Here is a 14,349-nt window from a genome sequence, read left to right as displayed (position 1 = left end):
GAGTGGTTGGCGCGGAGGGAAGGTGGGGAAAGGCCCGGCAGCCGCGGCTGCCGGGCCTGAGAGGTCCTAATCGCAGGCGACGATTTTCATCGCCAGGCCGCCGCGCGAGGTTTCGCGGTACTTAGCGTTCATATCTTTGCCCGTTTCGTACATGGTTTCGATGACCTTATCGAGGCAGACGCGCGGTTCGCTGGTGCGGCGCAGCGCCATACGCGCCGCGTTCACCGCTTTGACGGCGGCGATAGCGTTACGCTCGATGCAGGGAACCTGTACCTGGCCGGCAACCGGATCGCAGGTCAGACCCAGATTGTGCTCCATGCCAATTTCCGCTGCGATACACACCTGGCCCGGGCTACCGCCCAGCAGTTCGGTGAGACCGGCCGCCGCCATCGAACAGGCCACGCCGACTTCACCCTGGCAGCCCACTTCGGCGCCGGAAATCGAGGCGTTCATCTTGTACAGTGAGCCAATCGCGCTGGTCACCAGCAGGTAACGTGCCAGTGAATTGGCATTGACCTTACGGATAAACTTGTCGTAATAGGCCAGCACCGCCGGCACGATACCGCAGGCACCGTTGGTCGGCGCAGTCACCACGCGGCCGCCGGCGGCATTCTCTTCGTTCACCGCCAGAGCAAACATGTTGATCCAGTCAACCACCGCCATCGGGTCGCTGTTGGTATTGTCCTGGCTGACCAGCATCCGGCGCAGGGCGGCGGCGCGGCGCGGGACGCGCAGCTTGCCCGGCAAAACGCCTTCGGTAGTGATTCCGTGCTCGATACCGCCGCTCATCACTTCCCAGACGGCGGCGAAGTGCTGCTCCAGCTGCTCTTTGCTGTGCAAAGCCAGTTCGTTTTGCATCATCAGGCCGGAAAGCGAGAGCCCGGTTTCACGGCAGTGCCTTTGCAGATCCGCCGCGTTTTTATACGGATAGGGCACTTCCACCGGAGCTTCATTGCTCTGGCCGAAGTGTTGTTCATCGACAATAAAGCCGCCGCCAATGGAGTAGTAGGTCTGGCTGTAGAGCACCTTGTCGCCGCCCAGAGCGGTAACCCGCATGCCGTTTTCATGCAGCGACAGGTTGTCGGCATGGAAATTCATGCACCGATCGACCGGGAAGGCGACTTCCTGCTGGCCGTTCGCCAGCATCAGGCGTCCGTGGGTGTTGACGTCCTGAATAAACGCCGGGATAGCGTCAATATCAACGCTGTCAGGCAGGTTGCCTGCAAGACCCATAATAATCGCGATGTCGGTATGGTGCCCTTTGCCGGTCAGGGAAAGAGAACCGTACACGTCGACAACGACCTCGGTGACGTCGGCAAGCAGCCCGCGCGCGATAAGGTCGTCCGTGAATTGTTTGCCCGCCTTCATTGGTCCAACGGTATGGGAGCTGGAAGGGCCAATGCCGATTTTAAAAATATCGAATACGCTGATCATAATGCATCCAGTACTGTCGGGAAGCGCGCCGCCTGCTGGCGGCGCGGGGGGAGATTAGCTGAACAGAGAGTAGAAAATCGCGGAGATAGCAATCAGGCCCATAATCACCACGAAGACGTTGCTGACGTGGCCGCTGTATTTGCGCATTGCCGGGACTTTCTGGATAGCGTACATCGGCATCAGGAACAGAATCATCGCGATAATCGGGCCGCCCAGGGTTTCGATCATCCCGAGAATGCTCGGGTTCAGCGTCGCCACAATCCAGGTGGTGATCAGCATGAACAGCGCCGTGATTTTGTTCAGTTTGTTGATTTCGATGGTTTTGCCTTTACCACGCAGCGACTTAATCACCATGCCGTTAAAGCCTTCGCGCGCCCCCAGGTAGTGGCCGAGGAACGATTTGGTGATGGCAATCATCGCAATGATCGGCGCCATCCAGGCAATCACCGGCGCATTAAAGTGGTTCGCCAGATAGGAGAGAATCGAGATGTTCTGCGCTTTTGCCTCTGCCAGATCGGCCGGAGAGAGGCTCAGTACGCAGCTGAAGACGAAGAACATCACGGTCAGCACCATCATGATGTGAGCGCGCGCCAGGATGCTGGAGCACTTCTTCTCCGCGCCTTCGCCGTACTCTTCACGTTTCGCCACGGCGAAGGAGGAGATGATCGGCGAATGGTTAAAGGAGAACACCATTACCGGAATCGCCAGCCACAGGGTCATCCACAGGCCGTTGCCGGTGGCGGTGGCGCTGCTCAGGGAGAGCGTTTCCAGCGCCGCGCCGTTCCACTGAGGAATCAGATACAGCGCCAGGATCATCAGGGCGATCACGAACGGGAACACCAGAATGCTCATCGCCTTAACGATCATCTGCTCGCCGAAACGAACGATGGTCATCATTCCGACGATCAGAATCAGGGAGAGAATGGCCCGCGGCGGCGCCGTCATCTGCAGCTGATGCGTCATGAAGCTTTCGACGGTGTTAGTGATAGCCACGCTATAAACCAACAGGATCGGGTAGATGGCGAAGAAGTAGAGCAGGGTAATCAGCTTGCCTGCGCCGACGCCGAAGTGTTCTTCGACCACTTCGGTGATGTCCTCGCCCGGATTCTTGCCGGAAAGCACAAAACGGGTCATTCCGCGGTGGGCGAAAAAGGTCATCGGGAAGGCAAGGATTGCCATGATAATCAGCGGGATCATCCCGCCGACGCCGGCATTAATCGGCAGGAACAAAACGCCCGCGCCGATCGCCGTGCCGTACAGGCCCAGCATCCACATGGTATCGGTTTTGCGCCAACCGCTGCGAGTTTCACCCGAAACGATAGTGCTGGTTTGAGTGGTTTCCATCTGTATCTCCTGGAGGAAGCGACCAAATATAATGATTAATATCAATTAAGTAATATGAAATTCGTTTGATTACGGTTTTATAGTGATTTTCTCCGTAACAAGTGGGGCGGAAAGATACATTTATGTGGGAAATGCATCAGTGATCGCGATCCCAATTGCAATAATCCACTTTCTATGTGTGTATTTTTAGTTCAACAGACTGTTTCTGGTGATCAGCCAGATATTTGTGGCGCGAAGGCTAACATTTACAGGATATGAGATAAAAGCAGGGGGGCGGAATAACGATGTTTTTACTGTAAAAAGGCGATGCTGACGATGTTTCGTCGATTAAATACATTTTTCCTGGTGATATTTATCGCCTGTTCTGGAAACGCAAACGATTGGCTATGTAAAAATGTCGCAATGTATTCATAACGGAACGAACCCAGGGCAGGGGGAAAAGGAGAGAGGAAGGGGGAGGAAAGCCGGGTCAGGCGTTCGGCGCCGTGACCCGGGATGCAGGTTAACTCACTATCAGGAACAGATTTCGTAACACGGAATATAGGCGGTACCGCCCGGGAGCTTCATACGATGCTGGGCGACGAAGCCCTGCAGCAGATCGTCCATCCGGCGCATCATCTGCGGATCGCCATGCAGCTTGTAGGGACCAAATTTTTCAATCGCCTGGATCCCCACCTCTTTGACGTTACCGGCCACGATGCCGGAGAACGCGCGACGCAGATCGGCCGCCAGCATCTCGACCGGTTGATCCGGGTAGAGCTTGAGGTTGGCCATGTTTTCGTGCGTCGGATCGAACGGCATTTGCAGGTCCGGGGTAATGCGAATCGACCAGTTAAAGCTATAGGCATCGTCGGTTTCCCGGCGGCTCTCTTTCACCAGCGGCATCGCTTTCTTCATCTGCCGCGCCACTTCGCTGGCGTCGTCGATGATGATGCGGTAGTGGCGACGGGCCGATTCGCCCAGCGTATGCACGATGAACTCATCCAGCACGCGGAAATAGTCGGCGCTCTCTTTCGGCCCGGTGAGGATCAGCGGCAGCACCTGCGCCTTGTTGGCCGGGTGCATCAAAATACCCAGCAGGTAAAGCAGCTCTTCCGCCGTGCCAACGCCGCCCGGGAAGATAATAATGCCGTGGGCGATGCGCACAAACGCCTCAAGACGTTTTTCGATATCCGGCATGATCAGCAGCTCGTTGACCAGCGGGTTCGGCGGCTCGGCGGCAATAATGGACGGTTCGGTCATGCCGATGAAACGGCTGTCTTTGTAACGCTGCTGGGCGTGGCCGACCGCGGCGCCTTTCATCGGCGCTTCCATCGCTCCCGGGCCGCAGCCGGTGCAGATGTTCAGCTCGCGCAGACCCAGCTGGGTCCCCACGCGGCGGGCGTACAGATATTCGTTTTCGTTGATCGAGTGGCCGCCCCAGCAGACAATCATATTCGGCGCTTCGCCGACGTGCAGGGCGCGGGCGTTACGCAGAATCGAAAACACCAGGTTGGTGATATGGACCGAGCTTTCGAGGTCGAGATTCGGGAAGCGCACGGTGTTGTGAATCTGCCCGTAAACGAACAGGATATCGCGCAGCACGGCAAACAGGTTGGCCTGCAGAGAACGGATAATACGCCCGTCAACGAACGCCTCTTCCGGCGGGTTGATCAGTTCCAGCTTCACGCCGCGTTCGCGACGCAGCACGTTGATATCGAAGTTTTCAAAACGAGACAGTAGCTCCTTGCTGTTATCGGTCAGGCTCCCCGAGTTGAGTACAGCAAGCGAGCAGTTGCGAAAGAGTTGATAGAGGTCACTACTGGCGGTGCGTTTAAGCATATCCACTTCCAGCTGTGACAGCATATCCATTGAACCAAGCGGGCTAACATGTGTAATCAAGTGAACTCCTTACAGGACGATTATCGTCTTCCTGTGATTACAATAGCCTTGCCCGTGGCGTTTTCACAACCTTGCGTACGCGTGAAGGCACGCAAAGTTGTGAAAAATTTTTGCTACTGGCGCGCCAGGCGAGCGATAGACGGAACAAATTCCGCGTTGCTGCGCCAGGGATTGATGTCCAGGCCGCCGCGACGGGTATAGCGGGCGTAGACGGAGAGCGATTGCGGCTGGCAAAAGCGCAGGAGATCATTAAAAATCCGCTCGACGCACTGCTCGTGGAATTCGTTGTGATGACGGAATGAGACCAGGTAGCGCAGCAGCTTTTCGCGATCGATCTTTGGCCCGCGATATTGAATCTGTACCGAGCCCCAGTCCGGCTGGTGGGTGATCAGACAGTTGGATTTCAGCAGATGGCTGACCAGCGTCTCTTCAACGATCTTTTCGCCTGCGGCATCCTGCAAATAGTCGGTGCTGAACTCATAGTTATCGATCGCAATATCCTGATCGTCGATGCAGGTGCCGTGGAGATGCGCCACCGGCTGGCCTTCGAGTTCGTCGAGCCGATAGAGCGAAACGCTGACCTCACCCTGCGCGCAGGCGCTAAGATCGCGCGTCAGCGTGGCCTGTACCTCCTGCCAGCTGGCGAAGCGGGTCTGGTTAAAACTATTGAGATAGAGTTTAAAGCTTTTGGATTCCACCAGGTTGACGCTGGTGTCGCTGAGCTCAACGTGACCGACGGCAACCTGCGGCAAACCTTTGGCGTTCAGCCACGACAGTTCATACAGCGTCCAGATGTCGCCGCCGTGAAAAGGCAGATTGTCCGCGCGCAGGCCGAGCGGATCGCGGTTGAGGCTACGCGGCACGCCCTGAAGCAGGGAGGCATCATAAGTATCGCGGTAATCCGTTGATTTACCGAGCGTCAGGCCGGACAGCGCCTGATGATTATCGTAAGAAGACATGTTTCACCATAGTAAAGCGGGTACACTATACGCCAAGTGTATCCTGTCTGACGTGAAGAGAGAAACCGGTGGACTATCAAACCGCAGCAGCGCTGCAAGCCTTCACCCAACGTTATTGCGCTGCCTGGCAGCAGCAGTACGCAAGCCTGCCGCGAAGCGAAGAACTTTATGGCGTACCGTCACCCTGCATCAGCGCGACGGAAGGCGATGCCATTTTCTGGCAACCGCAGCCCTTTTCATTAGCTCAAAATATCAGCGCGGTTGAACGGGCATTAGATATTGTGGTACAACAGCCGATTCATAGTTATTATACCACCCAGTTCGCCGGTGACATGGCCGCGCGCTTTGCCGGTGAAACCATGACGCTGCTGCAAACCTGGAGTCCGGATGACTTCCAGCGCGTGCAGGAGAATTTAATCGGTCACCTGGTGGTGCAAAAGCGGTTGAAGCTGTCGCCCACGCTGTTTATCGCCACCCTGGACAGCGAGCTGGATGTCATTTCGGTCTGTAATCTGAGCGGTGAAGTTGTCAAAGAGACGCTCGGCACGCGCAAACGGACCACGCTTTCGCCTTCGCTGGCAAGTTTCCTTACCCAGCTTGAGCCGGTTCTGTAATCCATTCTTCCTGCCCCTTTGTGAGAGATCTCTTACAAGACCTGTAAGAGATCGTCATCATTTAAGCCATTTTTTCACGGCTTAATTTCTAATAAAACAATGTAATTCAGTTTGTTATGCTTATTCTTGCCTTTTTTGGGGGGGATGAATCTTAAGAGATTCGCTCAAGAAGGCTTGTAAGACGGGGCGGAATCAGGGATCCTATGTCTGTCGACAGGAAGTCGCGAAAAGAAGTGAACATCAGGATGATGACGCTTCTGCAGGACCCGCCGGGAAGGCGTAGCAAGGACAGGCTTCAGGATGAAGCACAGGACAACGCAGGAACGCGTAATGGACACCTCCAGGATGGAGAATGTGAGCCGCTCATGAAGAACGGTGGATCAGGAAGATCGGGATAGACTTAAGGATAGGTAATTTCACATCGGGGTGGTGTGGAAGCAGGATGCACGAGTTTACGGATGAACATGGTCAGGAGACCTCAGGAAAAGTTTTCATGGACGAGCAGGGAGCACCAATGTAGCTGGATTGCTGCGAAACGAACCGGGAGCACTGTTTATACAGTGCTCCCTTTTTTTATGCCTGACGCCTGCTGGCAGCAGGTTTCTTTTTTGGGGCGAGAGAGGTGAACGGCCGGGGCCGCTTTCTTCCGGTCAACCAGATGACGCTCACGCCGGCTTGCCAGGACAACTCTCCCCCCACACCCCGCATGATTTAGAGTATATTTCGCGGCTGTATTTGCTATCCTGCGCCCGGTTTACAACTCATCGAGGTTTCTCATGACTCTTCACCTTAGCGTGCGTGAGCGTTTGCACGCGCTTGAAGCGCTGCTGCGCGAAACAGAACACTGGCAGGAGACGGCGCCGGAAAGCCGCGCATTTGCCAGCGATCAGCCTTTCTGCATGGATACTCTCGAACCGCTGGAGTGGCTGCAGTGGGTGCTGATTCCTCGTATGCATAACCTGCTCGATAGCGAACAGCCGTTGCCCCACAGCTTTGCCGTCGCACCATACTATGAGATGGCGCTGGACGCTGCACATCCCCTGCGCGAGCGGGTGCTTGCCGAGCTCCTGCTGCTCGATACGCTGTTTGCGGGTGATGACGCCTGATGCTGGAGATTATCTATCAGGACGAATGGCTGGTGGCGGTGAACAAACCCTCCGGCTGGTTAGTGCATCGCAGCTGGCTGGATCGCGATGAAAAAGTGGTGGTGATGCAAACCGTGCGCGATCAGATCGGCCAGCACGTGTTTACCGCCCATCGCCTCGATCGCCCGACATCCGGCGTCCTGCTGATGGGGCTGTCGAGCGAGGCGGGCAGGCGGCTATCTCAGCAGTTTGAACTGCATCAGATGCAAAAGCGCTACCACGCGGTGGTTCGCGGCTGGCTGAGCGACGAAGCGGTGCTGGATTACCCGCTGGTCGAAGAGCGGGATAAAATCGCCGATAAATTCGCCCGTGAAGATAAAGAGCCCCAGCCGGCGGTCACCCATTATCGTGGCCTGGCGACGGTAGAAATGCCGGTGGCGACCGGGCGCTACCCGACCACGCGCTATAGCCTGGTTGAGCTGGAGCCCAAAACCGGGCGCAAACATCAGCTGCGCCGTCATCTTTCCCATCTGCGCCACCCGATTATCGGCGACAGCAAACATGGCGATCTGCGACAGAACCGCAGCGCCGCCGAGCACTTTTCCTGCGATCGTCTGATGCTGCACGCCAGCCAGCTCGCGTTAACTCACCCTTTTACCGGCGAACCGCTGGTGATTCGCGCAGGCCTTGACGATGTCTGGATGCGGGCGCTGTCGCAGTTTGGCTGGCGCGGCCTTCTGCCGTTAAATGAAAGGGTTGAGTTTGCTGACGACAGCGGTCAGGATGAAGGTATTGAGGTCAATTCAGGGAGATAATCATGGCAGAAGTCGGGATTTTTGTCGGCACGATGTACGGTAACTCGCTGCTGGTTGCCGAAGAGGCGCAGGCCATTCTGAGCGGGCTGGGGCACAAAGCGACGGTTTACGAAGATCCTGAAGTTCAGGACTGGGAACCGTACAGCGGTAAATATGTGCTGGTGGTGACATCCACCACCGGGCAGGGCGACCTGCCGGATAGCATCGTCCCTCTGTTCGAGGGGATTAAGGATATGTATCAGCCGCACCTGCGCTACGGGATTATCGCCCTGGGCGACAGTACCTACGCCAACTTCTGCGGCGGCGGCAAAACCTTCGACGCGCTGCTGCAGGAACAAGGGGCCAGGCGTATTGGTGAAATGCTGATGATTGACGCCAGTGAAGACCCGGAACCGGAGGGTGTTTCCAACCCCTGGGTAGAACAGTGGGCAAACCTGCTCGAATAAACGGCTGAAAAGTTGCGCCCTCTCCCTACGTAGAGGGCGTTCCTTATCGATGCCAGTGCCAGATAAACGATCGAAGAGAGTTTATCAACTCTGCCTGGCCCAGGCTTCAGGCATTTGCCCTACAACCCCGCATCTTACGCGGTTTTTTCCGGTGATTTCCACCGGGTCAAGAGAGACGTTTCACACTCCTGCTGTTTGTAACGTCATTTCCGTTGTTAACCGGGGTTGCTTTTCATTTCCGTGAACCATCCCCCATCCAGTCAGGCATACGCCACAAATCCATTTCTAAACCTCCGCTAAAGCTGTGTATATGCACGGTGAGCCGGCGAGGTCCTCTTTTTATACTTTCCCTGCCAGTTAAAAAATGCAGTACGCCAGATATAACGAAAACTATGAAAAACACCAACACGTCATTCTGATTACCCTACAGGTTGTGCTGTTCAGAATGAACGTAGCTAACTGCTATGATTCAGGAGTGCAACAATGAGTACATTAAGTCAGGCGGCGAGCGGGGCGGAAAAACGCACCAACGCCCGCTACTGGATAGTGGTGATGCTGTTTATCGTCACATCCTTTAACTATGGCGATCGCGCAACGCTGTCGATTGCCGGTTCGCAAATGGCGAAGGAGATTGGGCTGGATCCGGTGGGCATGGGCTATGTCTTCTCCGCATTCTCATGGGCCTACGTTATTGGTCAGATCCCCGGCGGGTGGCTGCTCGACCGCTTCGGCTCAAAGCGAGTCTATTTTTGGTCAATTTTCATCTGGTCGATGTTTACCCTGCTACAGGGCTTCGTCGATATCTTTAGCGGTTTCGGCATTATTGTCGCTCTGTTTACCCTGCGTTTCCTGGTTGGGCTGGCGGAAGCGCCCTCCTTTCCCGGCAACAGCCGTATCGTAGCCGCCTGGTTCCCCGCGCAGGAGAGGGGCACGGCGGTGGCGATTTTCAACTCCGCGCAGTACTTCGCGACCGTCATCTTCGCACCGATCATGGGCTGGTTAACCCATCAGGTGGGCTGGTCGCACGTCTTCTTCTTTATGGGCGGACTGGGGATTATTATCAGTTTCATATGGCTTAAAGTCATTCATGAACCCAATCAACATCCCGGCGTGAACAAGAAAGAGCTGGAGTACATTGCCGAAGGCGGCGCGCTGATCAACATGGATCAGAAGAAAAACGCGCAGAAGGTGCCGTTCAGTGAAAAATGGGGCCAGATTAAACAGCTGATCGGTTCGCGCATGATGGTGGGGATCTACATTGGTCAGTATTGCATCAACGCCTTGACCTACTTCTTTATTACCTGGTTCCCGGTCTATCTGGTGCAGGCGCGCGGCATGTCGATCCTGAAAGCCGGGTTCATCGCCTCTGTTCCCGCCGTTTGCGGCTTTGTCGGCGGCGTGCTGGGGGGCATCATTTCCGACTGGCTGATGCGGCGCACCGGCTCGCTCAATATCGCCCGTAAGACGCCGATCGTGTTAGGTATGCTGCTGTCGATGGTCATGGTGTTCTGTAACTACGTGAATGTGGAGTGGATGATTATCGGCTTCATGGCGCTGGCCTTCTTCGGGAAAGGGATTGGCGCGCTGGGCTGGGCGGTGATGGCCGATACCGCGCCGAAGGAGATCAGCGGCTTGTCAGGGGGCCTGTTCAACATGTTCGGCAATATCTCCGGCATCGTCACGCCGATTGCCATTGGTTACATCGTCGGAGCCACGGGGTCATTCAACGGCGCGCTGATTTATGTCGGGGTGCATGCGCTGGTGGCGGTACTGAGCTACCTGGTGCTGGTGGGTGATATCAAACGAATTGAACTGAAACCTGTTACGGAGCGTTAATGATGAGTACTCAATCCACACCCGTTATCACCGATATGAAAGTTATTCCGGTGGCGGGCCATGACAGCATGCTGTTGAACATCGGCGGGGCGCACAACGCATGGTTTACCCGCAATATCGTGGTACTGACCGACAGCGCGGGCAACACCGGCATCGGCGAGGCGCCCGGCGGAGAGGTGATTTATCAGACGCTGGTTGACGCCATTCCGCAGGTGCTGGGGCAGGAGATTGCGCGCCTGAATAAGGTGGTTCAGCAGGTTCACAAAGGTAACCAGGCGGCGGATTTCGACACCTTTGGTAAAGGCGCCTGGACTTTTGAATTACGGGTGAACGCGGTGGCGGCGCTGGAGGCCGCGCTGCTGGACCTGTTAGGCAAGACGCTGAATGTCCCGGTTTGTGAACTGCTGGGGCCAGGTAAACAGCGTGATGCGGTCACCGTGCTGGGCTATCTCTTCTACATAGGCGATCGCCAAAAAACCGACCTGCCGTACCTGGACAGCACCCCAGGCGATCACGAGTGGTATCATCTGCGTCATCAGGAAGCGCTAAACAGTGACGCCGTGGTCCGCCTCGCCGAAGCCGCGCAGGATCGTTACGGCTTTAAGGACTTCAAACTCAAGGGCGGCGTATTGCCGGGCGAGCAGGAAATTGACACCGCTCGCGCGCTGAAGAAACGTTTCCCGGACGCGCGAATTACCGTCGACCCGAACGGCGCCTGGCTGCTTGATGAGGCGATTACGCTGTGTAAGGGCCTGCAGGATGTGCTGACCTATGCGGAAGATCCTTGCGGCGCCGAGCAGGGCTTCTCCGGCCGCGAAGTGATGGCGGAGTTTCGTCGCGCCACCGGTCTGCCGGTGGCCACCAACATGATCGCCACCAACTGGCGCGAAATGGGGCACGCGGTGATGCTCAATGCGGTCGATATTCCGCTGGCCGATCCCCACTTCTGGACGCTCTCCGGCGCGGTGCGGGTGGCGCAGCTGTGTGATGACTGGGGCCTGACCTGGGGCTGTCACTCTAACAACCACTTCGATATTTCACTGGCCATGTTTACCCACGTCGGCGCAGCCGCGCCGGGCAACCCGACCGCTATCGATACCCACTGGATTTGGCAGGAGGGGGATTGCCGCCTGACCAAAAATCCGCTGCAAATTGAGAACGGCAAGATCGCCGTACCGGATGCGCCGGGCCTGGGCATTGAGCTGGACTGGGAGCAGGTGCAAAAAGCCCATGAGGCGTATAAGACGCTGCCGGGCGGCGCGCGTAATGACGCCGGTCCGATGCAGTATCTGATTCCCGGCTGGAAATTTGACCGTAAACGCCCGGTCTTTGGCCGTAGCTAACTGAAAAAGGATTCACGCATGACCACGCAATTTTCAACGCCCGTTGTCACTTCGATGCAGGTTATTCCGGTTGCCGGTCACGATAGTATGCTGATGAATCTTAGCGGGGCGCATGCCCCCTATTTCACCCGCAACATTGTGATTATCAAAGATAACTCGGGTCATACCGGAGTGGGGGAAATCCCCGGCGGAGAGAAAATCCGCCAGACGTTGGAAGAGGCCGCGGCGCTGGTGGCGGGCAAAACCCTCGGCGAATATAAAAATATCCTGGGCAGCGTACGTAATCGTTTTGCCGACCGCGATGCCGGCGGCCGCGGTTTGCAAACTTTTGATTTGCGTACCACTATTCACGTAGTGACCGGGATTGAAGCGGCGCTGCTGGATCTGCTTGGGCAGCACCTGGGCGTTAACGTCGCCTCTCTGCTCGGCGAGGGGCAACAGCGCAGCGAAGTCGAAATGCTGGGTTACCTGTTCTTTGTCGGTAATCGCCATGCCACGCCGCTGGCCTATCAAAGTCAGGCTGACGAGAAGTGCGACTGGTACCGACTGCGTCACGAAGAGGCGATGACCCCGGATGCCGTGGTGCGTCTGGCAGAAGCCGCTTACGAAAAATATGGTTTCAACGATTTTAAACTCAAAGGCGGCGTGCTGGCGGGTGAGGAAGAGGCGGAATCCATCGTGGCGCTGGCGAAACGCTTCCCGCAGGCGCGCGTGACGCTTGACCCGAACGGCGCCTGGCGCCTGGATGAAGCGATTAAGATTGGTAAACAGCTGAAGGGCGTGCTGGCCTATGCGGAGGATCCGTGCGGCGCCGAGCAGGGCTTCTCCGGCCGCGAGGTGATGGCGGAGTTCCGCCGCGCCACCGGTCTGCCGACGGCCACCAATATGATTGCCACCGACTGGCGGCAGATGGGTCATACCCTGTCCCTGCAGTCGGTGGACATTCCGCTGGCGGATCCGCATTTCTGGACCATGCAGGGGTCGGTGCGCGTTGCCCAGATGTGCCATGAGTTTGGTCTGACCTGGGGTTCGCACTCCAATAACCATTTTGATATTTCGCTGGCGATGTTTACCCACGTCGCGGCGGCTGCGCCGGGCCGTATCACCGCCATCGATACCCACTGGATTTGGCAGGAAGGTAATCAGCGTTTGACCAGACAACCTTTTGCCATCAAAGGTGGCATGGTTCAGGTACCGTCAACGCCGGGTCTGGGCGTCGAGCTGGATATGGACCGCGTGATGCAGGCCAACGAGCTGTATAAAAAGCACGGACTGGGCGCGCGCGATGATGCGATGGCCATGCAGTATCTGATCCCGAACTGGACGTTTGATAACAAGCGCCCGTGCATGGTGCGCTAAGGACAATCCGGCTCCTGCGGGGGCCGGCGTTTTTTGATACCTGGTGTTGGTTCATTTTAAGGACAGCGTATGAAAATAGTGATTGCACCGGATTCATACAAGGAGAGCCTGAGCGCCCTGGACGTCGCGACGGCGATAGAAACGGGATTTCGGGAGATTTATCCTGAGGCGGAGTATATCAAACTGCCCGTCGCCGATGGCGGGGAAGGCACCGTCGAGGCGATGGTTGCCGCCACTCAGGGGCATCTGGTGCAGGTTGCCGTTACCGGTCCGCTAGGTAAACCGGTGAATGCGTTTTACGGCCTTTCCGGCGATGAACGCTGCGCTTTTATCGAAATGGCGGCGGCGAGCGGTCTTGAAAGCGTGCCGCCGACGTGCCGTAACCCATTATTGACCACCTCCTGGGGAACCGGAGAGCTGATTCGTCATGCGCTGGATGCCGGCGTTCAGCAGATTATTATCGGCATCGGTGGGAGCGCCACCAACGACGGCGGCGCTGGAATGGTGCAGGCGCTCGGCGGGAAATTGCTGACTGAGGAGGGCCAGCAGATCGCTGCCGGCGGCGGAGCGCTCGAACAGCTGGCGCGAATTGACCTGAGCGAGCTGGATGGACGACTGGCCGATTGTCATATCGATGTGGCCTGCGATGTGACCAATCCGCTGATTGGGCCGGAAGGCGCAACGGCGGTGTTTGGCCCGCAAAAAGGGGCGACGGCGGAGATGATCGTCCGTCTGGATCGGGCGCTGGGGCATTTCGCGCGGATCATTCAACGTGATTTAGCCGTCGATGTTCTGCAGCTGGAAGGGGGCGGCGCGGCGGGCGGCATGGGCGCGGCGCTATATGCTTTCTGCGGAGCAAGGCTACGGCCTGGGATTGAGATTGTGACCGATGCGCTGCGCCTCGCGGATCGGGTGGCGGACGCCGATCTGGTCATCACCGGCGAAGGGCGTATTGATAGCCAGACTATCCACGGTAAAGTCCCGGTCGGCGTGGCGAAGGTTGCGAAATACTACAACGTGCCGGTGATTGGTATCGCCGGGAGTCTGACCGCCGATGTCGGCATCGTTCATCAGCACGGCCTGGACGCGGTGTTTAGCGTGATCTATTCGATTTGTACCCTGGAAGAGGCGCTGGAACATGCCGCTGATAATGTGCGTATGACGGCGAGAAACGTCGCCGCGGTGCTGAAAATGGGCGGCCGGCTTTAGCGCTTTCCCCGGCCGCGCTACGCT

At 56.9% G+C, this 14,349-nt stretch carries 12 protein-coding genes; 8 read left to right on the top strand and 4 right to left on the bottom strand.

The annotated features are described in order from the left end of the window. Window positions 1–66: 66 nt before the first annotated feature. The 4 genes from EDF73_RS18275 to queF form a co-directional block, all read right to left on the bottom strand. Complete coding sequence (locus EDF73_RS18275) at window positions 67–1,434, bottom strand: L-serine ammonia-lyase (RefSeq protein WP_132730479.1); 1,368 nt, start codon at window positions 1,432–1,434, stop codon at window positions 67–69. A gap of 54 nt (window positions 1,435–1,488) precedes the next feature. Beyond that, complete coding sequence (locus EDF73_RS18270; protein ID WP_132730478.1) at window positions 1,489–2,778, bottom strand: HAAAP family serine/threonine permease; 1,290 nt, start codon at window positions 2,776–2,778, stop codon at window positions 1,489–1,491. A gap of 513 nt (window positions 2,779–3,291) precedes the next feature. Continuing rightward, a complete protein-coding gene (ppnN, locus tag EDF73_RS18265; RefSeq protein ID WP_132730477.1) occupies window positions 3,292–4,659 on the bottom strand; it encodes a nucleotide 5'-monophosphate nucleosidase PpnN in 1,368 nt (455 codons plus the stop codon). 113 nt (window positions 4,660–4,772) lie between these two features. Further along, window positions 4,773–5,618 (bottom strand): NADPH-dependent 7-cyano-7-deazaguanine reductase QueF, encoded by an 846-nt coding sequence (gene queF / locus EDF73_RS18260; RefSeq protein ID WP_132730476.1) that lies wholly within the window; start codon window positions 5,616–5,618, stop codon window positions 4,773–4,775. A gap of 68 nt (window positions 5,619–5,686) precedes the next feature. On the opposite strand from queF, the gene syd reads away from it, so the two are divergent. The 8 genes from syd to EDF73_RS18215 all read left to right on the top strand — a co-directional run bounded on the left by syd (window position 5,687) and on the right by EDF73_RS18215 (window position 14,325). Beyond that, window positions 5,687–6,232 (top strand): SecY-interacting protein, encoded by a 546-nt coding sequence (gene syd, locus EDF73_RS18255; RefSeq protein WP_132730475.1) that lies wholly within the window; start codon window positions 5,687–5,689, stop codon window positions 6,230–6,232. 776 nt (window positions 6,233–7,008) lie between these two features. After that, entirely contained in the window at window positions 7,009–7,338 is a 330-nt protein-coding gene (locus EDF73_RS18245; protein ID WP_132730473.1) for a YqcC family protein, read from the top strand. Continuing rightward, window positions 7,338–8,132, top strand: a complete 795-nt coding sequence (gene truC, locus EDF73_RS18240) for a tRNA pseudouridine(65) synthase TruC (RefSeq protein ID WP_132730472.1) — start codon at window positions 7,338–7,340, stop codon at window positions 8,130–8,132. The genes EDF73_RS18245 and truC overlap by 1 nt, the downstream gene beginning before the upstream one ends. A gap of 2 nt (window positions 8,133–8,134) precedes the next feature. After that, window positions 8,135–8,578 carry a flavodoxin gene (locus EDF73_RS18235; RefSeq protein WP_132730471.1) on the top strand — a complete coding sequence of 148 codons (444 nt, stop codon included), beginning with the start codon at window positions 8,135–8,137 and terminating at the stop codon, window positions 8,576–8,578. A 483-nt stretch (window positions 8,579–9,061) separates the two neighbouring features. Continuing rightward, the gene (gudP, locus tag EDF73_RS18230) at window positions 9,062–10,414 is read left to right on the top strand and encodes a galactarate/glucarate/glycerate transporter GudP (RefSeq protein WP_132730470.1); all 1,353 of its coding nucleotides are present in this window, start codon (window positions 9,062–9,064) and stop codon (window positions 10,412–10,414) included. A 2-nt stretch (window positions 10,415–10,416) separates the two neighbouring features. Further along, on the top strand, window positions 10,417–11,757 hold the full coding sequence (locus EDF73_RS18225; RefSeq protein WP_132730606.1) for an enolase C-terminal domain-like protein: 1,341 nt from the start codon (window positions 10,417–10,419) through the stop codon (window positions 11,755–11,757). 18 nt (window positions 11,758–11,775) lie between these two features. Continuing rightward, window positions 11,776–13,116, top strand: a complete 1,341-nt coding sequence (gene gudD, locus EDF73_RS18220) for a glucarate dehydratase (RefSeq protein ID WP_132730469.1) — start codon at window positions 11,776–11,778, stop codon at window positions 13,114–13,116. A 69-nt stretch (window positions 13,117–13,185) separates the two neighbouring features. Then, complete coding sequence (locus EDF73_RS18215; protein ID WP_132730468.1) at window positions 13,186–14,325, top strand: glycerate kinase; 1,140 nt, start codon at window positions 13,186–13,188, stop codon at window positions 14,323–14,325. The last annotated feature ends 24 nt before the right edge of the window (window positions 14,326–14,349 follow it).

The sequence above is a fragment of the Klebsiella sp. BIGb0138 genome (genome assembly GCF_004342285.1).
In the GTDB taxonomy this organism is placed as follows: Bacteria; Pseudomonadota; Gammaproteobacteria; order Enterobacterales; family Enterobacteriaceae; genus Klebsiella.
This window is presented reverse-complemented; position numbering and strand designations above follow the sequence as displayed.